Here is a 21,866-nt window from a genome sequence, read left to right on the forward strand (position 1 = left end):
TTAGGAAACCAAATGCATATCGAAGCCAGGCTATTCGAGTTCATCGCCGGGTTCTTCTTTGTGGTTGCGGTGCTCTACGGGGTTTTGACCGCGCTGTTCGCCACCGGAGGGGAGGAGTGGGCGGGCACCACCGCGCTGGCGCTGACCGGCGGCCTGGCGCTGATCGTGGCCACCTTCTTCCGGTTCGTGGCGCGGCGGCTCGACACCCGGCCCGAGGACTACGAAGGCGCCGAGATCAGCGACGGAGCAGGGGAATTGGGCTTCTTCAGCCCGCACAGCTGGTGGCCGATCCTGATCGCGCTGTCGGGCTCGGTGGTGGCGGTGGGCATTGGGCTGTGGCTGCCGTGGCTGATCTTCGCCGGGGTGATGTTCGTCCTGACGTCGGTGGCCGGACTGGTCTTCGAGTACTACCTGGGTCCTGAGAAGCACTGATTCGCGGCATAAAGGTCACAATCCGATCACGTGATCGCTTGCGCTGTTCGCCACGGCGGCTCTGCCCGTTTTCGGTTCGGTAGTGTTTCGCCCAGGCAATGAGAAGTTTCCCAGCGCGCCCGGCAACGAGGTGACCGCGGAGTTTTACGCGCAGGTGATGCAGTCGAACAGGGTAGGCAAAGGGCAGAAATGAGCGGGTCGAAACCCCCGGGATGGGAACCTGACGAACCCGATCCTGTCGACCCGATCAGCCACCACCCCGACGCCGGTGACGAGCCCGCTGACGCCGGGGAGCCCGGCGCGGACCACGACGTCGAGGGCGCGGCAGAACCCTTCGAGGACAGCGCCGAACTGCCCGCCGCCGACCAGACCGACGCATATTCGCGTGCTTACTCGGCTCCGGAGTCCGAGCACTTCACCAGCGGCCCCTACCTGCCCGCCGATCTGGGGCTCTACGACTACGAGGACTACGAAGAAGCCGAGGACGACGACGAACGCAGCACCGCGCGCTGGCCATGGGTGGTGGGGATCGCCGCGATCGTGGCCGCGATCGCACTCGTCGTGTCGGTGTCGTTGTTGTTCGCCCGCACCGACACCACCAAGCTGGCCAACCCGAACACCACCACCGCCCCGTCCACGCCGCCGATGCAGGACGAGATCACGACCACCAAACCGCCCCCGCCGCCGCCCCCACCCACGACCGAACCGCCACCGCCCCCGACAGCAACGGAGACCCAGACTGTGACGGTGACGCCTTCTCCGGCACCGGCGCCCCCGCCCGCACCCGCCCCGGCGCCGCCGGCGACCTCCACGGCGGCAGCGCCTCCGCCGCCCACGACACCCACCGGGCCGCGGCAAGTCACCTACTCGGTGACCGGCACCAAGGCCCCGGGCGACATCATCTCGGTGACCTACGTCGACGCGTCCGGGCGGCGGCGCACCCAGCACAACGTGTACATCCCCTGGTCGATGACCGTCACCCCGATCTCGCAATCGGACGTGGGCTCGGTGGAGGCCTCCAGCCTGTTCCGGGTCAGCAGGCTCAACTGCTCGATCACGACCAGCGACGGAACCGTGCTGTCGTCGAACAGCAACGACTCGCCGCAGACGAGCTGCTGATGGTCAGCAAGTATTCGGCGTATCGCCGCGGGATGGGCGACGACACCATCGCGCCCGAGGTGATCGACCGCATCCTGCTCGGCGCCTGCGCCGCCGTCTACCTGGTGTTGCTGGGCGTCAGCGTGGCGGCGGCCGTCGCACTCACCGACCTGGGCAGGGGCTTTCACAAATCGGCCAGCAGCCCCCACACGACCTGGGTGTTGTACGCGGTCATCATCGTTTCCGCGCTGATCATCGCGGGCGCGATCCCAATACTGTTGCGGGCCCGGCGGATGTCTCAGTCCGAGCCGGCCGCCCGGGCCATGACCGCGCCGAACCGGCCGCCGGTGCGCCTGATGTCTCAGGCGCCGCGCACGTCGGCCGAGCGGGCGCGGCAGGCCACGGTGCAGGCGACGCCGCAGAAAACGGACGCGGAGTGGTCAGGCGAGACGGTCGACCGAGTCTGGTTGCGCGGCACGGTCATACTGACCGGCACCATGGGTGCGGCGCTGATCGCGGTCGCGACGGCGACCTACCTGATGGCGGTCGGCCACGACGGCGCGTCCTGGGTGTCGTATGTGTTCGCCGGCGCCATCACCGCCGCGATGCCGGCGGTCGAGTGGCTGCATATCCGGCAGCTGCGCCGCGTGATCGCCGAGCGCTGACGCGTATCGCCGCCTAGCGCAGAGGGTTTCGTCGGCATCGGGCTTCGCACGCTCCTAAGCGATATCTCGCGGGGGAGCGCAGGCGCGGCGGGTCCGCGCGCCGCCACTCAACTCGACGACGCGATACCGCCGCCGACACGTAGATCATCGACACATAAGCAATGCGACGACACGCCGGGCGTCGTCGCAATGCCTGATGTCTCGCGCGCTTGTGGCCGATTGCGGGGTGCTGGATTGCCCGGCTCCCGCGTCGGCCACCGGGGCCGATGGGGAGCCGGGCTTGGCCGCGCTAGTGCTTGCCGGACTCGCCGTTCGTCGAACCCGCGATGCTGTCCTGGTGTTCGCGCAGTGCGGTCAGGGCGCGCTGCTCGGAGCTGTGCGCCGCCTCTCGCAATGCCGCGTCCTCGGACGCCGGGTCGGCGAACATGAAGCTGCCGCTGCCCGGCGAACCGGCCGAGCCCAGCTTGTTCATCTTCTTGGGCAGCGCCGCGCCCTGGTATTCGAGCGGCAGCGGGTGGCCGTGGTCGTCGACCGGGCCGAGTGGCTGATGCAGCTCGATGTAGGCGCCGTGCGGCAGCCGCTTGATGATGCCGGTCTCGATGCCGTGCTCGAGCACCGCGCGGTCGCTGCGCTGCAGGCCGATGCACCACCGGTAGGTGACGAAGTAGACGATCGGCGGAACGATCACCATGCCGATGCGGCCGATCCACGTCGTCGCGTTCAGCGAGATGTCGAACTTGAACGCGATGATGTCGTTCATCGCGCTCAGCGTGAGCACCATGTAGAACGCGATCGCCATCGCGCCGATCGACGTGCGCACCGGCACGTCGCGCGGACGCTGCAGCAGGTTGTGGTGCGCGTAGTCACCGCTGAACCGCTTCTCCAGGAACGGGTAGATGATCAGCAGGACGAAAACCCCGCCCATGATCAGCGCCACCCACACCACCGCCGGAATGGTGTGGTGCCAGAAGTAGAACTCCCACGGCGGCCAGATACGGGCCAAGCCTTCGGTCCACATCATGTAGAAGTCCGGCTGCGAGCCCGCCGAGACGTGAGATGGCTTGTAGGGCCCCAGGTTCCAGATCGGGTTGATCTGCAGCAGACCACCCAGCAGCCCCAGCACGCCGACGATCGCGGCGAAGAACGCGCCGGACTTGACCGCGAACACGGGCATCACGCGCACGCCGACCACGTTGTGCTCGGTGCGGCCCGGTCCGGGGAACTGGGTGTGCTTCTGGAACCACACCATGGCCAGGTGCAGCCCGATCAGCGCGAGGATGATGCCGGGCAGCAGCAGGATGTGCAGGGCGTACATGCGGGGGATGATGTAACCCGCTGTGGCGCATTCGTTTCCGACGCCGCCGCAGGGGAAGTCACCGCCGAACAGGGCCCAGTGCAGCCAGGTGCCGATCACCGGCATGCCCAGCGTGATCGAGGACAGGGCGGCGCGCAACCCGATGCCCGACAACAGGTCGTCGGGCAGCGAGTAACCGAAGTAACCCTCGAACATGGCCAGGATCAGCAGCAGCGAACCGATGACCCAGTTGGCCTCACGCGGCCGGCGGAACGCGCCGGTGAAGAAGATGCGGGCCAGGTGCACCATGATCGACGCCGAGAAGATCAGCGCGGCCCAGTGGTGGACCTGACGGACGAACAAGCCGCCGCGCACCTCGAAGGAGATGTCGAGCGTCGACGCGAAAGCCTTCGACATGTCCACACCGCGCAGCGGCTGGTAGGCGCCGTTGTAGGTGACCTCGCCCATGGACGGGTCGAAGAACAACGTCAGGTACACCCCGGTGAGCAGCAACACGATGAAGCTGTACATCGCGATCTCGCCCAGCAGGAACGACCAGTGGGTGGGGAACACCTTGTTGAGCTGTCTGCGTACGGCCGCCGAGGGGTGGTAGCGCGTGTCGATGTCCTCGCCTTGACGGGCCAGGACGTCGCCGATCTTCGGGGGACTCAGTTTGGGACTCATGTTGTCGTCCTCTCCCAGAATGCCGGTCCGACGGGCTCGATGAAGTCACCGTTGGCGACCAAATACCCGTTGGTGTCGATGGTGATCGGCAGTTGCGCCAACGCCCGCGCCGCCGGCCCGAAGATCGGCTTGGCGAAGTGCAGCGCGTCGAACTGCGACTGGTGGCAGGGGCACAAGATGCGGTAGGACTGCTCCTCGTACAGCGACGCGGGGCAACCCAGATGCGAGCAGACCTTCGTGTAGGCGAACAGCTCACCGAAGTTGAAGCTTTCCTGGCCCTGCCGCTTGACCACGCGGTGCATGTCGGTGGGGCGAACTCGGATGAGCATCACGGGGTTTCGCACACCCTGGTTGATCGCGCGCAGCTTCTCCTGCGACTCCGGGGTGGTGCCGTCACCGTCGGACTCCCGCCACGGGAAGACGGTTTCCATGCCGCCGGCGTCGATGTCCTCGGGCCGCATCTTGACGAACGGCGACCCGGCGAAGCTGCCGGTGGCGCGCGCCAGGTAGATGGTCTCGCCGCGGTAGCGCGGGGTCCAGTCGGAGGTGAACAGCACCGCCTTCTTGCCGTTGGCGGTCTGCACCACCGGCTTCCACGGGTTCTTGATCAGGCCGCCGGCAAACGCCACCAGGGTGGACAGGCCGAACGCGCCCAGGCCCACGCCCAGCGACAGCCCGACCAGCTTGCGCCGCCCGATGGTGGAGCCGCCGTAGGCGTCGGCCAGGTTGGCCACCACCGTCTTGCGGTCGACGTCGCGCGAGGCGCCGTCGTGCCGGTCCTGAATCGAAATCTCTTCGGGGATAAAGCGTTTCTGGTACAGGATGGTGCCGATCCCGATCGACAGGATCGACATCCCGAAGGTCAGGCCGTACAGCGGAGTGGTCAGCGTGTAGAGCCAGCTGCCCGGGTCCTCCTTGGGCTTGTACTCCCACGGCCAGAAGAGGAAGATCAGCAGCAGCGCCAGCCCGAACCCGCCGCCCAGCAAAAGCCAGAGGGCGACGCCGCGCTCGGCGCGCTTCTCGGCTTTGGTGCCCTCGACCGGCCAACGGTTTTCCTTGAACACGGTTTCGACGCCGTCGAGCCTGCCGCCCAGCGCCACCAGTTCCTGCTGCGACATCGCGGCCAGCGCCGCGTCGTCGGGCTCCTTCGCGCCGGCGCCCTGGGGGCTCCCGCCGGTGTCGGAGCCGCGAACGTTTCCCTGCTTAGCGGTGTCGCTCATGCGCGTGCCCCAATCCACAGTGCCAGCCCGATCGCGGCGACCATCCCGATGATCCAGGCGGCCATGCCCTCGGGTGCGGGCCCGAATCCGCCCAGGCCGTAGCCGCCGGGCTGACGCTCTTCGGTCACCGCCTTGATGTAGCCGATGATGTCCTTCTTGGCTTCGAAAGACAGCTGGCGGTCGGAGAACTTCGGCATGTTCTGCGGACCGGTCCGCATGGCCGCCAGGATCTGCTGCTCGTTGGCGGGCTCCAGGTCCGGTGCGTACTTGCCGGACGACAGCGCCCCGCCCTTGCCGGTGAAGTTGTGGCACGACGAGCAGTTGAGCCGGAACAGGTCACCGCCGCGGCCGAGGTCCTCGCCGCGCAGCGAGTGCATCGCCAGGCTGCCGTCGGGGTTGCGCACGGTCGTGGGGCCGCCGCCGTTGGCCTGCACGTAGGCGCCCAGCGCGTCGATCTGCCCCTCGTCGAAGATCGGCTCCTTGCGGGGCGCCTGCGCCTCGCCGGTCATCGCCGGCATCCGGCCGGTCGACACCTGGAAGTAGACGGCTTCCTCGCCGACGCCGATCAAGCTGGGGCCGCGGTCGGGCACGCCCTGCAGGTTGGCGCCGTGGCAGGACACGCACGACGTGTCGAAGAGCTGCTTGCCGGTCCGCAGCAGCGCCGAGTTCGATTCGTCGGCGACGGCCACCTGCGGACGGGGGGTCAGGACGGCGGCCAGACCACCGGCGATGGTCAGCGCGATGAGCAGCAGCAACCCGCCCGACAAGCGGCGGCGCAGCCGCCGTCGCGAGCGGTCACGCTGCGCTTGTTGCGGCTGACCGCTCCGCGAACCGGATCGGGTAGACCCCAGCTTCTTCAACCGAGCACTCCTGTTCGTCCAGCGCCTGCTCATCGGATGAAATAGATCACGGTGAACAGCGCGATCCACACGATGTCGACGAAATGCCAGTAGTACGAGACGACGATGCTGGCCGTAGCCTGCGCCGGGGTGAACTTGCTCATCGCGGTGCGGGCCAGCAGGAAGATGAAGGCGATGAGACCGCCGGTCACGTGGAGGCCGTGGAACCCGGTGGCCAGGTAGAACACGCTGCCGTAGGCGCTGCCGGGGATCGTGGTCCCGTGACCCATCAGGTGGTAGTACTCGTAGCCCTGCCCGAGGACGAAGAACAGGCCCATCAGGAAGGTGATCACGTACCAGCGGCGCAGCCCGAACACGTCGCCGCGCTCGGCCGCGAACACCCCCATCTGGCAGGTGAACGACGACGCGATCAGCACCAAGGTCACCGGGACGGCCTGGTACAGGTTCAGCTCGGTCGGTGGTGGCGGCCACTTTCCGCCCGATTGGGCACGCGCGGTGAAGTACATCGCGAACAGGCCGGCAAAGAACATCAACTCGCTGGAAAGCCAGACGATGGTGCCGACACTGACCATGTTGGGTCGATTCAGCGAATGAACGCGCGACGTGATGGCAGTACCTGAGGTCCCGACAGCGCTGGTCACATCCGCAAGTATGACGCTTTGTAGTTGTTGATCTCCACCCGGGGCGCAATTTGATGTCTGGCGCGTCGCGCGCGCGTGTGTGCGGGGCCGCTCGGGGCCGACGGTTGGGGCTGGTGTGGTCAGCGTGGGACCATCGGCGCGTGGCTTTGTCATCTGAGGTTTCGCCGTCCGGCGCGTCCGCAACCTCGTGGCCGCGCGTCCTGGCTCGGCTGACGGGCGGTCAGGACCTGACGCGCGGGCAGGCCGCCTGGGCCATGGACCAGATCATGACCGGCGAGGCGAGCGCCGCCCAGATCGCGGCCTTCGCGGTCGCGATGCAGGTGAAGGTGCCCACGTCGGCGGAGGTGATCGAGCTGGCCGAGGTCATGCTCGCCCACGCGCTGCCGATGCCCGAGGGCGGGATGCCCGAGGACACCGTCGACATCGTCGGAACCGGCGGCGACGGCGTCAACACCGTGAACCTGTCCACGATGGCGGCGATCGTGACGGCCGCCGCGGGCGTGCCGGTGGTCAAACACGGCAACCGGGCGGCGTCGTCGTTGTCCGGGGGCGCCGACACGCTCGAGGCGCTCGACATTCGCATCGACCTCGGTCCCGAGGACGTGGCCCGCAGCCTCGCCGAGCTCGGCATCGGGTTCTGCTTCGCGCCGTTGTTCCACCCGTCGTACCGGCACACCTCCGCGGTGCGCCGGGAGATCGGTGTGCCGACGGTGTTCAATCTCCTTGGGCCGCTTACCAATCCGGCCCGGCCGCGCGCCGGTTTGATCGGCTGCGCGTTCGCCGAGTTGGCCGAGGTGATGGCGGGGGTGTTCGCGGCCCGCCGGTCCAGCGTCCTGGTGGTGCACGGCGACGACGGGCTCGACGAGTTGACGACCACGACCACCAGCACGATCTGGCGGGTGCAGGCCGGCACCGTGGACAGGCTGACGTTCGACCCGGCCGGCTTCGGGTTCCCCCGGGCCGACCTCGACGACCTGTTGGGCGGCGACGCGCAGGCCAACGCGGCGGAGGTGCGGGCGGTGCTGGCCGGTGGCAAGGGGCCGGTGCGCGACGCCGTCGTGCTCAACGCGGCCGGCGCGATCGTGGCCCACGCCGGGTTATCCAGTCGCGCCGAATGGTTGCCGGCGTGGGAGGACGGGTTGGCCCGCGCCGCCAAGGCCATCGATTCCGGCGCGGCCGAACAGCTGCTCGCGCGATGGGTGCGGTTCGGCCAGCAGGTCTGAATCGCGCAGGGCCTGCTCGGCCGCGAGCCGCGCCGAGCGCGCCGCCTCCGCCCAGGCCGCCCAGGCGCCGGCGGATCGCAGCGGCGACGCCCACCCCGCGCCGTCCCCCGTTCCCTCGACCCGAACGATGCGCACGCCGGGGCCGTCGAGCCAGCGCGCGATCAGCGCGGTCTCCTCGACCAGCGCGCCGCCCAGTGGGGCCGGCGCGGGCAGAATCGCTTGTGCGCCAGCGGTAATCGCGTCGACGACGGGCATCGGTGGCACCCCCCGCCGGGCGTTGCCGGCGGCGGCGAGCTGGCCGTGGCGGATGACGGCGAGGTGGTAGCCGCCCTGGCCGTCGGGCGCGGCGGCGACCAGCTCGGGCAGCGCGGCCAGGGCGCGCAACCGCTGACCGCGCCACAGCGTCGCGACCGCGGCGGCGGTGCGGTCGCGCAGCCGCGCGGCGCTCTCGAAGTGACGCCGCTCGGCGAGGGCGGCGACGTGGCGCACGGCGGCGGTGAGCGCGGTGTTGTCCGCGCCGTCGACCAACGCCGCCATGCGCGCGACGGCCGCGGCGTACTGCGTGGCGGTCACGTCGCGGGCGGCCGGGCACGGCGACACCTCCGCCTCGGCGCACAGCGGTCCGTGTAATGCCGAGCGGCCCAAGCGGTTCGTGCAGGTTCGCAGCCCGGTGAAGCGGGCCAGCAGGGCGGCGGTGTCGGCGGCGTCGGCGCGGGCCCGAAACGGGCCGACGGCGCGGTCGTGGCGCGGTGCGCGCACCACCGCCAGGCGGGGGAAGGCCTCATCGGTCAGCGCCACCCACCACCAGCGCTGCGGGAACCGGGATCGGCGGTTGTAGGGCGGGGCATGCGCGGCCAGCAGCCGCAACTCGCGCACGCCGGCCTCCAGCGCGTGGGCGCACTCGACGTGGTCGACCGCGCCGGCCAGCGCGACCATCTCCTTCATGCGGCCGCGCGGATCGGCACCGGTGAAGTACTGAGAGACCCGCCGCCGCAGGTCGACGGCGGTGCCGATGTAGAGCACTCCCCAGCTACGCGGGGGCCCCGCGCCGGCCGGTCCGCGGAACAGGTACACCCCCGGCCGGTGCGGAAGCCCCTCGGCGAGAACCCGTTTGCTCCGCTGCGCCGGTGTCACGTCGGGCAGATACGCGCGCAGGTCGGCGTAGGTGTGCACGCCCTGGTTGCCCACCCGCTCGATGAGGGCGTGCAACACGTCGACGGTGGCGCGGGCGTCGTCGAGGGCGCGGTGGGTGGGCTGGGTGGTGACGGCGAACAGCCGCGCCAGGGAGGCCAGCCGCAGGCTGGGGGCCTCCTCGCGGCTGAGGACCCGGCGGGCCAGCCGGACGGTGCACAGCACCTGCGGTCGCGGCCAGGCGATGTCGCACCGCTGGGCGGCGGCGCGCAGGAAGCCGATGTCGAAGCCGGCGTTGTGCGCGACCAGCACCGCGTTGCGGGAGAACTCCAGAAACATCGGCAGCACGGCGTCGATGGTCGGCGCGTCGGACACCATCGCCGTGGTGATGCCGGTCAGCTGCACGATCTGGGGCGGGATGCTGCGCTGCGGATCGATCAAGGTGGCGAACTCGCCGAGCACCACGCCGCCGCGCACCTTGACCGCCCCGATCTCGGTGATGGCGTCCGGCACCGTCCCGGCCGTGCTTTTGGTGCGTCCGCCGGTGGTCTCGAGGTCCACCACGACGAAGGTGGTGTCGCGCAACGAGAGCTCGTCGGGCGTGAAGGGCGACCCCACGTCGGCGAAGCTCAGCTGAGTCGCGCCACGTGCAGCCACGGGGGTGACGTTAAGCACGACGACCGACATCCGCGGCGATCCACGCCGCGGCCGCGGGGAGATGTCGGTGCCCGCGGTTAGCGTTCGGGCTGACCGGCGTGATGTTCGTCGGAGCAAGACCGAGAGGACGGATCCCGATGGCACCGAGTAATGGACCCACCAACGTCGCGTTGCCGCCGCCAGAGCCGGGCGCGCCGGTGGTGATCGACTGTGACGACTGCGCGGTGCGCGGACCCGGATGCCGCGACTGTGTGGTCAGCGTGATACTCGGGGTCCCGGATACTTTATTGCAGGACGAACAAGCGGCATTGGAAGTTCTCGCCGAGGTCGGCCTGGCGCCGCGGCTTCGCCTCGTTCCGATTCGTCGGGACCGCGGATCTGGTGTAGCCTAAATTCCTTGTCCGCCAAAGGCCCTCGGGTCAGGCGGACTGGATCACATGAAAATGACAGAATTCTTTCTAATTTCTTAACCGCCCGCTTTGGACAAACGCCGATATCGTTTCGTAACCTGTTTGAGACCTAAACCCGCTCGACGACCTGGATTCGTCGATGGCCGTTTAAGGAAGCAAATCTTGAGGCTTGACTCTAGGTGTCTGGTTGCGCGTGTCCTGACACGTTCGGCCCTAGGGACGCTAGCTGGCTTCGCGATTCTGTGCGGTATGGTGACCGCCCCCTCATGGGCGGACCCGGCCCAAGACGCCATGGCAAAACTCAACGAGCTGTCCCGCCAGGCCGAACAGACCACCGAGGCGATGCACAGCGCCCAGCTCGACCTGAACGACAAGCTGGCCGCCCAGCGCGCGGCCGACAAGAAGCACAACGACGACCAGGCCGCCGTCGACGCGGCGAAGACCCATCTGGCGTCGTACCAGAACTCCGTCAACAACCTGGCCGCCGCGGCCTACATGGGTGGCCGCGTCGACGGCATGCAGGCCATCCTGACCGCCGGCTCGCCGCAGGGGCTGATCGACAAGCTCGCGGTGCAGCGGGTGATGGCCACGCAGATGGCCAACCAGATGAAGAGCTACCGGATCGCCGGCGAGCAGGCCGCCAAGGCCGAGCGGGAGTCCGCGAAATCCGCCGCCGACGCCAAGAGCGCCGCCGAGCAGGCCGCCGCGGTGCGAGCGAGCTTGCAGTCCAAGCAAAGTCAGCTGCAGGTGCAGATCGCGGTGGTCAAGTCGCAATACATGTCCTTGACCGCCGACCAGCGCACCGCGCTCGCCAATCCCGCACCGGCCGTCCCCGCGGCGGCGCCGGCCCCCGGCGCCCCGGCGCCGGAAGCGGCACCCCCGGGCGTCGGGCAGGCGCCCGGCGAGGCTCCGCCTCCCGGCGGCATGCCCGGTCTGGCTCCCGGTGGGGTCGGCGGCGGTGACCGCGCCACCGTCGTGCAGGCCGCGCTGACCCAGGTGGGTTCGTCCTACGTATGGGGCGGCGCCGCGCCCGGCGGGTTCGACTGCTCCGGGCTGGTGATGTGGGCGTTCCAGCAAGCCGGCATCTCGTTGCCGCACTCCAGCCAGGCGATGGCCCACGGCGGCCAGCCGGTGTCGCTGTCGGACCTGCAGCCCGGTGACGTGCTCACCTTCTACTCCGATGCCTCACACGCCGGCCTCTACATCGGCGACGGCATGATGATCCATTCCTCCACCTACGGTGTGCCGGTACAGGTCGTGCCGATGAACTCCTCGGGCCCGATCTACGACGCCCGCCGTTACTAGACATCCCGCGCTGCGGCGGCGGCTCCCGATACTGCTGGCCTGGGTCTTCGTCGTCGAGCTGATCGTGGCCGCGGCCGTGCCGTTCGGCGCCGAACGCAACAGCCGGATCCGGCCCCCACAGCTGATCACGCCGGCGCGCAGCCAGGTCAGTGCCACGACGAAGTCGATCGTCGTCGGTTACCGCACCGTCCGGCTGCTGGGGCTCGGCGGCCCGTCGAGCGAGCGCTTGTTGTCGCGCGTGGCCTCCGACATGGGCAACGCGATCACCGCCGTGGAGGCGTTCTGGGGCGTCGACTGGGCGCGCGAAATCTCGGTGGTCGCCGCGGGCACGGACGAGGAATTTCGCGCCGCCGCCGGCGGGGGACCGCCCGCCCAGTGGGCCGACATCGCCGCCGCCACCGTCTCCGACCGGGTCGATCCCGTTCACCGGGTCGCCCTCGGCCAGCGGATCGTGTTCGCGCCGGGCGCCGCCCACATGAGTGCGGCGTCCCTGCGAATCGTGTTGGCCCACGAGCTTTTTCACTACGCCGCACGCGCGGACACCGTCGCCGACGCACCCCGCTGGCTCACCGAAGGCGTCGCCGACTTCGTCGGCCGGCCCCCGACGCCGGTACCCACCGAGGGGATGCTGCCGATGACGCTGCCGTCGGACAGCGAGCTGGATGTGCCGGGCGCGCCGCGCTCGCTGGCCTATGACCGCGCCTGGTTGTTCGCCCGGTTCGTGGCCGAGGCCTATGGGGCGCCGAAGCTGCACGATCTCTACCTGGCGACCTGCGGCATCCGGCGCGCCGACATGGCGACCGCCGCCCACGACGTGCTGGACACCAGCGAGGCGGGCCTGCTCACCGCCTGGCGCCAGTGGCTGACGCACTAGCGCGCGCCGCCCGGCTCGGGCCGTGTGCGCGGGCCGCAGCGCCGCCACGCTAGCCTGTCGCAGGTGAGTCGGGTCCTGCTGGTAACCAACGACTTTCCGCCCCGCCGGGGCGGCATCCAGTCATACCTCGGTGAGTTCGTCGGTCGACTCGTCGAGGCCGGGTCGCATTCGGTGACGGTGTACGCGCCGGAATGGACGGGCGCCGAGGCATACGACGAGGCGGCCGGCTACCGCGTGGTGCGCCATCCGGGCACCCTGATGCTGCCCGGCCCGGCGGTCGACGCCCGGATGCGGCGGCTGATCGCCGACCACGGGATCGAAACCGTCTGGTTCGGGGCGGCCGCGCCGTTGGCGCTGCTGGCCCGGCGAGCTCGTGGGGCCGGGGCGAATCGGGTGCTGGCCAGCACGCACGGTCACGAGGTCGGCTGGTCGATGCTGCCGGTCGCGCGGTCCGTGCTGCGCCGCATCGGCGACGACACCGACATCGTCACGTTCGTCAGCCGCTACACGCGGTCGCGGTTCGCGCCGGCCTTCGGGCCGAAAGCGTCGCTGGAATACCTGCCCTCCGGGGTGGACACCGACAAGTTCCGGCCCGATCCGGCGGCCCGCGCCGAGTTGCGTCAGCGCTACCAGCTGGGCGAGCGGCCCACCGTGGTGTGCGTGTCCCGGCTGGTGCCGCGCAAAGGCCAGGACATGCTCATCAAGGCCCTGCCCGCGATCCGGCGGCGCGTCGACGGGGCCGCCCTGGTCATCGTCGGCGGCGGACCCTACCTGGAATCGCTGCAGACGCTGGCCCGCGACTGCGGGGTGGCCGACGAGGTGATCTTCACCGGCGGCGTACCGGCCGCCGAACTGCCCGCGCATCACGCGCTGGCCGACGTGTTCGCGATGCCCTGCCGCACCCGCGGAGCGGGGTTGGACGTCGAGGGGCTGGGCATCGTGTTCCTGGAGGCCTCGGCGAGCGGCGTGCCCGTCGTCGCCGGAAAGTCCGGGGGAGCCCCGGAAACCGTGCGGCACAACGAAACCGGGCTCGTCGTCGACGGTTGCTCGGTGACCGAAATCGCCGACGCCGTCGCCGAGTTGCTGACGGATCGGGACCGGGGCGCCGCGATGGGCGCGGCCGGGCGCCAATGGGTGACGGCCCAGTGGCGCTGGGACACCCTGGCGGCACGGCTGGGCGAGCTGCTCGGATAGCGGCGCGGTCAGTCCGCTTGGTAGATGGCCTCGATGTCGGAGGCGAACTTCTCGGCCACCACGTTGCGCTTGACCTTCATCGTCGGAGTCAGCTCACCGGTGTCCTCGGTGAAATCGACGGGCAGGATGCGGAACTTGCGGATGGACTCGGCGTGTGACACCGCCAGATTGGCGTCCTTGATGGCCGCGTCCACCTCGGCGACGAGGTCGGGGTCGGTGGCCAGATCGGCCACCGACGTGCCGGATCCCTTCTGGTTGCGCTGTTTCCAGCCGTCGAACGCCTCGGGATCGATGGTGATCAGCGCGCCGATGAACGGCTTGGCGTCGCCGACCACCATCGCCTGACTGATCAGCGGATGCGACCGCAGCCGGTCCTCGAGTACGGCGGGGGCGACGTTCTTGCCGCCCGCGGTGACGATGATCTCCTTCTTGCGCCCGGTGATCTTCAAAAAGCCGTCGTCGTCGAGCACGCCCAGATCGCCGGTCTTGAACCAGCCGTCGGTGAACGCATCGGCGGTGGCCTGCTCGTTGCGCCAGTAGCCGCTGAACACCACGCCGCCGCGCACCAGCAGCTCGCCGTCGTCGGCGATGCGCATGCTGTTGCCGGGCAACAACGTTCCGACGGTGCCGATCTTGACGTTGCCGACCTGGTTGACCGTGATCGCGGAGCTGGTCTCGGTCAGCCCGTAGCCCTCGTGGATGGTCAGACCCACCCCGCGGTAGAAGTGCCCCAGTCGCGACCCCAGCGGCGCGCCGCCCGACACGGACGCGTGGCAGTCGCCGCCCAGCGCCCCGCGCAGCTTGCGATACACCAGCCGGTCGAACAACGCATGCTTGGCGCGCAGCACCGGCCCCCGCCGGCCGCGGTCGGAGGCCTCGCTCCAGTCGACGGCGGTTTGCACGGCCATGGCGAAGATCCGCCCCTTGCCGTCGTTGGCGGCGTTTTGCTCGGCCGTGTTGTACACCTTCTCGAACACCCGCGGAACCGACACCACCACGGTCGGTTTGAACACCGCGAACATCGGCAGCAGGTTCTTGATGTCGCTGGTGAATCCGACGGTCACCTTGTTGGCGAACGCGGACAAGGTCAGCGAGCGCGCGAGCACGTGCGCCAGCGGCAAGAAGATCAGCAGCCGCTGGCCCTCATCCAGCAGCGTCGGCAGGCTCTCCTTGGCGCCGCGGGTCTCATACAGCAGGTTGGAGTGCGTCAGCTGGCAGCCCTTGGGCCGCCCGGTGGTGCCCGAGGTATAGATGAGCGTCGCGGGATCCGCGGCCCGCAGGGCCTCCTGGCGCGCGGTCAGCTCGGCCGGTTCCACCGACTCGCCGGCCTCGACGAGCTGGTCGAGCGCCTTGGGGCCCGAACCGTCGATGTGCAGCACCCGGCGCAGGGCGGGCAGTTCGGCGGTCAGCTCGGTGACCATCGCCGCGTGTTCGTCCGTCTCGGCGAACGCCAGCACCGCCTCGGAGTCCTGCAGCACCCAGCGCACCTGCTCGGCCGAGGACGTCTCGTAGATCGGCACCGTGACCCCACCGACCGCCAGGATCGCCAGGTCGAGGATCGCCCACTCGTAGCGGGTGGCCGAGAAGATCGACACGCGGTCGCCGGCCTGCACTCCCAGGCCAATCAAACCCAGTGCGGCAGAGCGGATCTGATCGGCCGCCTCGGTGCAGGTGACGTCGGTCCACTCGCCGTCGAGCTGACGTTGGTAGATGACAAAGTCCGGATCGTCGCGCTCGTGTTCGAACACCATCGCCGCGATGTTGTCGTCATCGTCGACCGGAAAGCGGGCGGGGACGCTGTACTCACGCACTCTTATGACCTCAATTGACCTCGTGACGTTTCCCGGCAGCCGGGTTGCTGTCGCCCAGCCTAATCCGAGCAACGAGCCAGCATGGCCACGGTCGGTGCGGTCGGGACCGCGATTGCCTGCCGCGACGCCTGGCCGCCCTCGGCGGGCCGGCGCGGCCCGGTGTGTGAAGCTGTGGGCATGAACAGCATCCAGATCGCGGATGAGACGTTTGTCGCCGCCGACGGCGCACGGGTGGGCGCCGCGGTCGCAGATCGGGCGAGTTGGCGCCGCTGGTGGCCCGACCTGCGGCTGCAGGTCGTCGAGGATCGCGGCGACAAGGGCATCCGGTGGTCGGTCACCGGCGCGTTGACGGGGACCATGGAGGTCTGGCTGGAACCGTCGCTGGACGGGGTCGTGCTGCACTACTTTCTGCACGCCGAGCCCAGCGGGGTGGCGGCCTGGCAGCTGGCCAAGCTGAACCTGGCGAAAATGACCCACCGCCGCCGAGTGGCGGGCAAAAAAATGGCCTTTGAGGTCAAGACGACACTGGAACGGTCACGTCCGGTCGGAGTTTCTCCGGTAGTTTAGCCGGGTCAGGTCCGCGCAGAGAGTACCGTTTCGGACCGAGACCCACGGGGGTCCCCGCACGGCAGGTTCGGAGCGGCCGGGGCAGATCGGCTTGCGGGAGAGAGGGCAGCAACCAGGTGGCGGAGAAGACGACACAAACCATCTACATCGAAGCCGACCCGGGCACCGTGATGAAGGTGATCGCGGATATCGACTCCTACCCGCAGTGGATCTCGGAGTACAAGGAAGCCGAGGTCCAGGAGAAGGACGCCGACGGCTACCCGAAGGTGGCGCGGATCGTCATGGACGCCACCGTCCTCAAAGACACCATGGTCATGTCCTATCAATGGCCCAAAGATCGCCAATCCGTCAGCTGGACGCTGGTGTCGAGCTCGCTGCTGCGCTCGCTTGAGGGCTCATATCGGTTGGCGCCCAAGGGATCTGGCACCGAAGTCACGTACGAACTCTCCGTTGACCTGGCCATGCCGATGATCGGCCTGCTCAAGCGCAAGGCCGAGCGGCGTTTGACCGACACCGCGTTGAAGGATCTGAAGAAACGAGTCGAGGCTGAGTGAGACGGCTGAGCCCGCCCCGGCCCGCATCAGCCTCTTCGTTGGCAAAGGCGGGGTAGGCAAATCCACCCTGGCGTGCGCCACCGCGGTCAGTTCTGCGAGCGCGGGACAGCGGGTGCTGGTGGTGTCCACCGACCAGGCGCACTCCCTGGGTGATGTGCTGGGCACCCCCGTCCCGCCCAGCCAAGACGAACTCGTGCGGGTGCTCGCCGACGACGCGGAGGCCGGCGGCGGGTTCCTCGATGCGCTGGCGTTGGACAGCCTCGCCCTGCTCGAGGTCCGCTGGCGTGACGTCGTCGCCACCTTGGACCGGCGGTTCCCCGAGTCCGAATTGAGCACCATTGCGCCCGAAGAGCTTTCGGCGCTGCCCGGTGTTCAGGAGGTGCTCGGCCTGTACGCCGTCGGCGAGCTGGCCGGCTCGGGGCGATGGGATCGCGTGGTGGTCGATTGCGCATCCACCGCGGACGCGCTGCGGATGTTGACGCTGCCCGCCACCTTCGGGCTGTACGTCGAGCGGGCGTGGCCGCGGCATCGCCGCCTGTCCGTCACGGCCGACGACGCCCGGTCGGCGGCGGTGGTCGAGCTGCTCGAGCGCATCAGCTCTAGCGTGGAGACGCTCGGCGCGCTGCTCACCGACGGCGAGCTGGTCAGCGCGCACCTGGTGTTGACCCCCGAGCGGGTGGTCGCCGCGGAGGCGGCCCGGACGCTGGGGTCGCTGGCCTTGATGGGCGTGCGCGTCGAAGAGCTGATCGTGAACCAGGTTCTGCTGCAAGACGACTCGTACGAGTACCGCAACCTGCCCGAGCACCCGGCCTTCTACTGGTACACCGAACGCATCGCCGAGCAGCAGGGTGTGCTCGACGAACTCGACGCCACCATCGGCGAGGTGGCCCTCGTGATGACCCCGCACCTGTCCGGGGAGCCGATTGGCGCCAAGGCGCTGGGCGCGCTGCTCGATGCCGCCCGCCGCCGGGGGGGCACCGCGCCGCCGGGCCCGTTGCGGCCCACCGTCGACCTCGAATCCGGGACGGGACTTGGGTCCGTCTACCGGTTGCGGCTAGCGTTGCCGCAACTCGATCCGTCGGCGCTGACCCTGGGGCGCGTCGATGACGACCTGATCATCAGCGCCGGCGGATTGCGGCGCAGGGTGAAGTTGGCGTCCGTGCTCCGGCGCTGCACGGTGCTCGACGCACGCGTGCGCGGTAGTGAGTTGACGGTGCGTTTTCGACCAGATCCGGAGGTGTGGCCTAAGTGAGTGGGGCTCATCCCGAAATCGGTCCGGAGCTACGCAGGCTCGCCCAGTCGATCCTGGACGGAATCGACCCCGCCGTGCGCGCGGCGGCGGCGCTGACGGCGGGCGCCGGACCCGGCACCGGCAAGTGCCAGCAGGTGTGGTGCCCGGTGTGCGCGCTGGCCGCGTTGGCGACCGGCGACCAGCACCCCTTGCTCACCGCGATCGCCGACCACAGCGTCGCCTTGCTTCAGGTGATCCGCGACATCGTCAGTGATGCCAGTGACATCGACCGGGCGTCCACACCGACACCGGAGCCCCCGCCCGACGGTCCGCCCGGCGGCGCGACCGACACCGGCGACACCGCCCCGCGGACCCGTTATCAGCCCATCCCGGTCACGCTCGACGAGTGAGGAGCCTGCGTCGCAGGTGGTCCCTTCGTGTGGGGATAGGTACAGTTGGCGCAGAACATCAGCGGGGCGTAGCCGAGAGGGAGGGCCATGTGGTACTGGCTGTTCAAGTACGTGCTCCTCGGCCCGTTGCTGACTCTGCTGGGCCGGCCGAAAGTTGAAGGCTTAGAACACGTTCCGAGTTCCGGACCGGTGATACTGGCAAGTAATCACCTGGCCGTGATGGACAGTTTCTATCTTCCGCTGGTGGTGCGGCGCCGAATCACCTTCCTGGCGAAGTCGGAATACTTCACCGGCACCGGGTTGAAGGGATGGTTCCAGCGGTGGTTCTTCACCGCCGTCGGGCAGGTGCCGATCGACCGGACCGATGCCGACAGCGCCCGCGCCGCGCTGACCACCGCCCAACAGGTGCTGGGCCAGGGCAAGCTGCTGGGCATGTATCCCGAAGGCACCCGGTCCCCGGACGGCCGGCTGTACAAGGGCAAGACCGGGCTGGCGCGGCTGGCCCTGCAGACCGGGGTGCCGGTGATCCCGGTCGCGATGATCGGCACCAACGTCGTCAACCCGCCCGGGACCAACATGTTGCGGTTCGGCCGGGTCACCGTTCGCTTCGGCGAGCCGATGGACTTCTCGCGCTTCGACGGGCTGGCCGGCAACCGGTTCATCGAGAGGGCCGTCACCGACGAAGTGATCTACGAGCTGATGGGGCTGTCCGGCCAGGAGTACGTCGACATTTACGCGGCCAGCCTGAAAAAGGGCGGCGGCGGTGACGCGGCCGACGGCGAGGCCGAGCGGATTCCCGAGACCGCTGCCGGTTAGCCGACGGCGGTAGCCGGCGCCAGCGGCTGCGGGGCGCTCTCCCGCGAAACCCCGCGGGCGGTGACGGTGCAGCCGGCCGCCACGATGACCGCCAGCGCCCACCACACATAGGACATCCCGGCGAGTTGGCGCCACCAGACCGCGCTCGCCTCGTGATGCTTGGGCAGCAGGTCGATCGGCGTCCACCTCATCAGCGCCACCCCGACGGCGCTGACGACCATCAGCAGCGCGTTGCGGCGCCGCCAGCCCAAGATCGCCGTCACCAGCAGCGCGGGCAGCACCCACACCCAGTGGTGTGACCACGACACCGGCGACACCACCAGCCCGAACAACGCGACGCAGACCAGCGCGAGCGTGGGCTCGCCGGCGCGCAGCACCCGCCGCATCGCCCACACCGTCAGCGCCAGCACCAGCAGCGACGCGGCCACCCACAGCAGGAAGCGTTCCTGTTGTCCCAGCCCCAGCCGGGCCAGGGCGCCGGCGATGTTCTGGTCGGTGTTCAGCGACGCGGAACCGATCCGGTCGGTGTGATGCACGGTGTGCGTCCAGTACTCCCACGAGTCGGTCCAGGCCAGGGCGAAACCCAGCAGCGTCGCCCCCACGAACGACGCCAGCGCGGTCAACGTCGCGCGGTGATCGCGGCGCAGCAGGAAATACAGGAGGAACACCGCCGGCGTCAGCTTCAGCGCCATGCCCAGCCCCAACAGCAGACCGCGCGGCCACGGCGTGCGGCGCGGCACGCAGTCGGCGATCACCAGCGTCATCAGCACGACGTTGATCTGACCGAAGGCGAAGTTCGAGTTGATCGGTTCCAGCCAGATCGTCGCGGCCGCGGCGGCGACGACGGCCAGCCACCACCGGCGCAGCCAGGGCGGGCCGGGCAGCACGGTGGAGTCGCTCCACACGTTGAGCCGGGTCAGCACGATCGCGGTCGACACGACCAGCAGCACCAATGTCAGGGCGGTGATCGCGACGCTGGCGGTCGGCATGTGCAGCCAGGCGAACGGGCAGAACACGATGGCGGCCAGCGGTGGATAGGTGAACGGCAGATCCACGATCGGTGTGTGGAACAACACGTCGCCGCGATACAGCGGGCGGCCGTCCATCCAGGCCTGGGCGCCCATCTGATAGACGTCGATGTCGATGCGATACGGGGTGTGCCCGAACAGCTGCCACGCCGCGTAACTCAGCCCCGCCGCGGCCGCCAGCCAAGCCAGGCCCCACACCAGCGCCCACCGGGGGCCACGCTTACCTGCAAAGCCCGCCCCGGGCGCCTGCCGTGTACTCATGTCGCACCACAGCGTAATGGGTGCGCGCGCCCGGACATGCCTGGTGCAGCGCGGCTCCCACGACTCCGGCGCGCGAAGGCGTAGGTTTCAAGAGTGCTCCACTCGTTCGTCGACGAGCTGTCCCGATGGTTCGAACATGACATTCACGACCGGGGCCACCTGCCACTGCTGTGCTGCCTGGTGGCCTTCATCCTGACGTTTTTCGTCACGCGGACGTTCGTGCGTTTGATCCGTCATCGCGTCGAGAACGGCCGGCCCACCAAGTGGTGGCACCCGCGCAACGTTCACATCGGGGGAGTGCACATCCACCACGTCACGTTCGGGGTGGTCCTTACGCTGCTCTCCGGGCTGACGCTGGTCACCCTGTCCATCGACGGGCACGAACCCCAGTTCATGGCTGCCGCCACCTTCTTCGGGATCGGGGCCGCCCTGGTCCTCGACGAGTACGCGCTGATCCTGCACCTGTCCGACGTCTACTGGTCCGAGGACGGCCGCACATCGGTCGATGCGGTCTTCGCCGCCGTGGCGGTGGCCGGGCTGTTGGTGATGGGCCTGCACCCGCTGATGTTCTTCCTGCCGATCTGGCACGACGCGAACTCCTGGCCGCTGCGGGCCGCGGTGGGCGGCGCCATGGCGTTGACGCTGCCGCTGGCCGTCGTGGTGGTGCTCAAGGGCAAGGTCTGGACCGGCCTGCTGGGCATGTTCCTGGTCATCTTGCTGGTGATCGGGGCGATCCGGCTGTCGCGCCCGCACGCGCCGTGGGCCCGCTGGCGGTACTCCACGCAGCCGGACAAGATGCGCCGCGCGTTGCAGCGCGAAAGGCGGCTGCGCCGCCCGGTGGTGCGGGCCAAGCTGTATTTGCAGTGCGCCATCGCCGGCACGCCCCGGTTTCCGGACCCACACGCGGTGGACGCCAGGTTGGACGACGAGATTCATCCCGCGCCGGCTCCCACCGGTCCCATCCTGATCGGCAGATAATCTCCCTAGGTGCGGTACTTCTACGACACCGAATTCATCGAGGACGGCCGCACCATCGAGCTCGTCTCGATCGGGGTGGCCGCCGAGGACGGCCGCGAGTACTACGCAGTGTCCACCGAATTCGATCCCGAGCGAGCCGGGCCGTGGGTGCGTGCCAACGTGCTGCCCAAGCTGCCGCCCCCGGCGTCGCAGTTGTGGCGCTCACGCAGGCGGATCCGCGAGGACCTGGAGGAGTTCTTCGGTGTCAGCGGCGGCGAGCCGATCGAACTGTGGGCGTGGGTGGCGGCCTACGACCACGTCGCCCTGTGCCAGTTGTGGGGCCCGATGCCCGATCTGCCGCGCGCCATCCCCCGTTTCACCCGGGAGCTGCGGCAGCTGTGGGAAGACCGCGGCAGCCCGCGGATGCCGCCGCGGTCGCCCGATGCGCACGACGCGCTGGTCGACGCCCGCGATCAGCTCCGCCGCTACCGGTTGATCACCGCGGGCGACTGAGACGGCCGAGCCCGGATCGACGGCGTTCAC

Annotated in this window: 21 protein-coding genes and 1 pseudogene; 15 read left to right on the forward strand and 7 right to left on the reverse strand. The window is 69.2% G+C overall.

Annotated elements, in window-relative coordinates:
• Positions 1-12 precede the first annotated feature (12 nt).
• The 3 genes from AC0KS4_RS08920 to AC0KS4_RS08930 all read left to right on the forward strand — a co-directional run bounded on the left by AC0KS4_RS08920 (position 13) and on the right by AC0KS4_RS08930 (position 2,195).
• Positions 13-432, forward strand: a complete 420-nt coding sequence (locus AC0KS4_RS08920) for a cytochrome c oxidase subunit 4 (RefSeq protein ID WP_067172677.1) — start codon at positions 13-15, stop codon at positions 430-432.
• Positions 433-621: 189 nt separating this feature from the next.
• A complete protein-coding gene (locus tag AC0KS4_RS08925; RefSeq protein WP_225330278.1) occupies positions 622-1,551 on the forward strand; it encodes an MmpS family transport accessory protein in 930 nt (309 codons plus the stop codon).
• The gene (locus AC0KS4_RS08930; RefSeq protein WP_225330279.1) at positions 1,551-2,195 is read left to right on the forward strand and encodes a DUF2561 family protein; all 645 of its coding nucleotides are present in this window, start codon (positions 1,551-1,553) and stop codon (positions 2,193-2,195) included. The genes AC0KS4_RS08925 and AC0KS4_RS08930 overlap by 1 nt, the downstream gene beginning before the upstream one ends.
• 289 nt (positions 2,196-2,484) lie before the next feature.
• Here AC0KS4_RS08930 and qcrB read toward each other — a convergent pair whose 3' ends face one another.
• The 4 genes from qcrB to ctaE are packed head-to-tail and all read right to left on the reverse strand — an operon-like array spanning position 2,485 to position 6,894.
• Positions 2,485-4,173, reverse strand: a complete 1,689-nt coding sequence (qcrB, locus tag AC0KS4_RS08935) for a cytochrome bc1 complex cytochrome b subunit (RefSeq protein ID WP_238957874.1) — start codon at positions 4,171-4,173, stop codon at positions 2,485-2,487.
• Positions 4,170-5,393, reverse strand: coding sequence for a cytochrome bc1 complex Rieske iron-sulfur subunit (gene qcrA, locus AC0KS4_RS08940; RefSeq protein WP_225330281.1), 1,224 nt, complete (start codon positions 5,391-5,393; stop codon positions 4,170-4,172). The genes qcrB and qcrA overlap by 4 nt, the downstream gene beginning before the upstream one ends.
• Entirely contained in the window at positions 5,390-6,253 is an 864-nt protein-coding gene (gene qcrC / locus AC0KS4_RS08945) for a cytochrome bc1 complex diheme cytochrome c subunit (protein ID WP_238957875.1), read from the reverse strand. Before qcrC ends, qcrA begins: the two co-directional genes overlap by 4 nt.
• A gap of 29 nt (positions 6,254-6,282) precedes the next feature.
• Entirely contained in the window at positions 6,283-6,894 is a 612-nt protein-coding gene (gene ctaE, locus AC0KS4_RS08950; RefSeq protein ID WP_225330283.1) for an aa3-type cytochrome oxidase subunit III, read from the reverse strand.
• A gap of 140 nt (positions 6,895-7,034) precedes the next feature.
• On the opposite strand from ctaE, the gene trpD reads away from it, so the two are divergent.
• A complete protein-coding gene (trpD, locus tag AC0KS4_RS08955) occupies positions 7,035-8,117 on the forward strand; it encodes an anthranilate phosphoribosyltransferase (RefSeq protein WP_238957876.1) in 1,083 nt (360 codons plus the stop codon).
• Here the strand turns inward: trpD and AC0KS4_RS08960 are convergent.
• Positions 8,055-9,935 (reverse strand): annotated as a pseudogene (locus AC0KS4_RS08960) (DEDD exonuclease domain-containing protein); the annotation flags it as partial. The gene trpD and the pseudogene AC0KS4_RS08960 overlap by 63 nt on opposite strands.
• A gap of 107 nt (positions 9,936-10,042) precedes the next feature.
• Here AC0KS4_RS08960 and AC0KS4_RS08965 point away from each other — a divergent pair.
• From AC0KS4_RS08965 to pimB, 4 genes are all read left to right on the forward strand, one after another.
• Entirely contained in the window at positions 10,043-10,297 is a 255-nt protein-coding gene (locus tag AC0KS4_RS08965; RefSeq protein ID WP_225330657.1) for a hypothetical protein, read from the forward strand.
• A gap of 180 nt (positions 10,298-10,477) precedes the next feature.
• Entirely contained in the window at positions 10,478-11,620 is a 1,143-nt protein-coding gene (ripC, locus tag AC0KS4_RS08970; RefSeq protein WP_238957877.1) for a peptidoglycan hydrolase RipC, read from the forward strand.
• Positions 11,621-11,678: 58 nt separating this feature from the next.
• The gene (locus tag AC0KS4_RS08975) at positions 11,679-12,494 is read left to right on the forward strand and encodes a DUF4157 domain-containing protein (protein WP_238958040.1); all 816 of its coding nucleotides are present in this window, start codon (positions 11,679-11,681) and stop codon (positions 12,492-12,494) included.
• A 63-nt stretch (positions 12,495-12,557) separates the two neighbouring features.
• On the forward strand, positions 12,558-13,688 hold the full coding sequence (gene pimB / locus AC0KS4_RS08980) for a GDP-mannose-dependent alpha-(1-6)-phosphatidylinositol monomannoside mannosyltransferase (protein ID WP_238957878.1): 1,131 nt from the start codon (positions 12,558-12,560) through the stop codon (positions 13,686-13,688).
• 8 nt (positions 13,689-13,696) lie between these two features.
• Here the strand turns inward: pimB and AC0KS4_RS08985 are convergent, their stop codons facing one another.
• Positions 13,697-15,499, reverse strand: a complete 1,803-nt coding sequence (locus tag AC0KS4_RS08985) for an AMP-dependent synthetase/ligase (RefSeq protein WP_238957879.1) — start codon at positions 15,497-15,499, stop codon at positions 13,697-13,699.
• A 177-nt stretch (positions 15,500-15,676) separates the two neighbouring features.
• Here AC0KS4_RS08985 and AC0KS4_RS08990 point away from each other — a divergent pair, with 177 nt between their 5' ends.
• From AC0KS4_RS08990 to AC0KS4_RS09010, 5 genes are all read left to right on the forward strand, one after another.
• The gene (locus AC0KS4_RS08990; RefSeq protein ID WP_225329799.1) at positions 15,677-16,066 is read left to right on the forward strand and encodes a polyketide cyclase / dehydrase and lipid transport; all 390 of its coding nucleotides are present in this window, start codon (positions 15,677-15,679) and stop codon (positions 16,064-16,066) included.
• Positions 16,067-16,182: 116 nt separating this feature from the next.
• The gene (locus AC0KS4_RS08995) at positions 16,183-16,620 is read left to right on the forward strand and encodes an SRPBCC family protein (protein WP_225329775.1); all 438 of its coding nucleotides are present in this window, start codon (positions 16,183-16,185) and stop codon (positions 16,618-16,620) included.
• Positions 16,613-17,872, forward strand: coding sequence for an ArsA family ATPase (locus AC0KS4_RS09000; RefSeq protein ID WP_238958041.1), 1,260 nt, complete (start codon positions 16,613-16,615; stop codon positions 17,870-17,872). The genes AC0KS4_RS08995 and AC0KS4_RS09000 overlap by 8 nt, the downstream gene beginning before the upstream one ends.
• Positions 17,869-18,261 carry a hypothetical protein gene (locus AC0KS4_RS09005; RefSeq protein ID WP_225329776.1) on the forward strand — a complete coding sequence of 131 codons (393 nt, stop codon included), beginning with the start codon at positions 17,869-17,871 and terminating at the stop codon, positions 18,259-18,261. Before AC0KS4_RS09000 ends, AC0KS4_RS09005 begins: the two co-directional genes overlap by 4 nt.
• Before the next feature lie 87 nt (positions 18,262-18,348).
• Positions 18,349-19,077: a lysophospholipid acyltransferase family protein gene (locus AC0KS4_RS09010; protein WP_238957880.1), complete on the forward strand. Its 729-nt coding sequence runs from the start codon at positions 18,349-18,351 to the stop codon at positions 19,075-19,077.
• Here the strand turns inward: AC0KS4_RS09010 and AC0KS4_RS09015 are convergent.
• The gene (locus AC0KS4_RS09015) at positions 19,074-20,366 is read right to left on the reverse strand and encodes a glycosyltransferase 87 family protein (protein WP_238957881.1); all 1,293 of its coding nucleotides are present in this window, start codon (positions 20,364-20,366) and stop codon (positions 19,074-19,076) included. The genes AC0KS4_RS09010 and AC0KS4_RS09015 overlap by 4 nt on opposite strands.
• A gap of 93 nt (positions 20,367-20,459) precedes the next feature.
• On the opposite strand from AC0KS4_RS09015, the gene AC0KS4_RS09020 reads away from it, so the two are divergent.
• Complete coding sequence (locus tag AC0KS4_RS09020) at positions 20,460-21,344, forward strand: hypothetical protein (protein WP_238957882.1); 885 nt, start codon at positions 20,460-20,462, stop codon at positions 21,342-21,344.
• 9 nt (positions 21,345-21,353) lie between these two features.
• On the forward strand, positions 21,354-21,836 hold the full coding sequence (locus tag AC0KS4_RS09025; protein WP_225329780.1) for a polyadenylate-specific 3'-exoribonuclease AS: 483 nt from the start codon (positions 21,354-21,356) through the stop codon (positions 21,834-21,836).
• Positions 21,837-21,866 lie beyond the last annotated feature (30 nt).

It is taken from the genome of Mycobacterium sp. NTMscope_MAC_12, assembly GCF_976985675.1.

Bases quoted from the DNA above. Each gene is read 5' to 3' on its own strand.
- AC0KS4_RS08920 (WP_067172677.1), top strand. From the start codon at position 13: ATGCATATCGAAGCCAGGCTATTCGAGTTCATCGCCGGGTTCTTCTTT.
- AC0KS4_RS08925 (WP_225330278.1), top strand. From the start codon at position 622: ATGAGCGGGTCGAAACCCCCGGGATGGGAACCTGACGAACCCGATCCT.
- AC0KS4_RS08930 (WP_225330279.1), top strand. From the start codon at position 1,551: ATGGTCAGCAAGTATTCGGCGTATCGCCGCGGGATGGGCGACGACACC.
- qcrB (WP_238957874.1), bottom strand. From the start codon at position 4,173: ATGAGTCCCAAACTGAGTCCCCCGAAGATCGGCGACGTCCTGGCCCGT.
- qcrA (WP_225330281.1), bottom strand. From the start codon at position 5,393: ATGAGCGACACCGCTAAGCAGGGAAACGTTCGCGGCTCCGACACCGGC.
- AC0KS4_RS08965 (WP_225330657.1), top strand. From the start codon at position 10,043: ATGGCACCGAGTAATGGACCCACCAACGTCGCGTTGCCGCCGCCAGAG.
- AC0KS4_RS08990 (WP_225329799.1), top strand. From the start codon at position 15,677: ATGAACAGCATCCAGATCGCGGATGAGACGTTTGTCGCCGCCGACGGC.
- AC0KS4_RS09010 (WP_238957880.1), top strand. From the start codon at position 18,349: ATGTGGTACTGGCTGTTCAAGTACGTGCTCCTCGGCCCGTTGCTGACT.
- AC0KS4_RS09015 (WP_238957881.1), bottom strand. From the start codon at position 20,366: ATGAGTACACGGCAGGCGCCCGGGGCGGGCTTTGCAGGTAAGCGTGGC.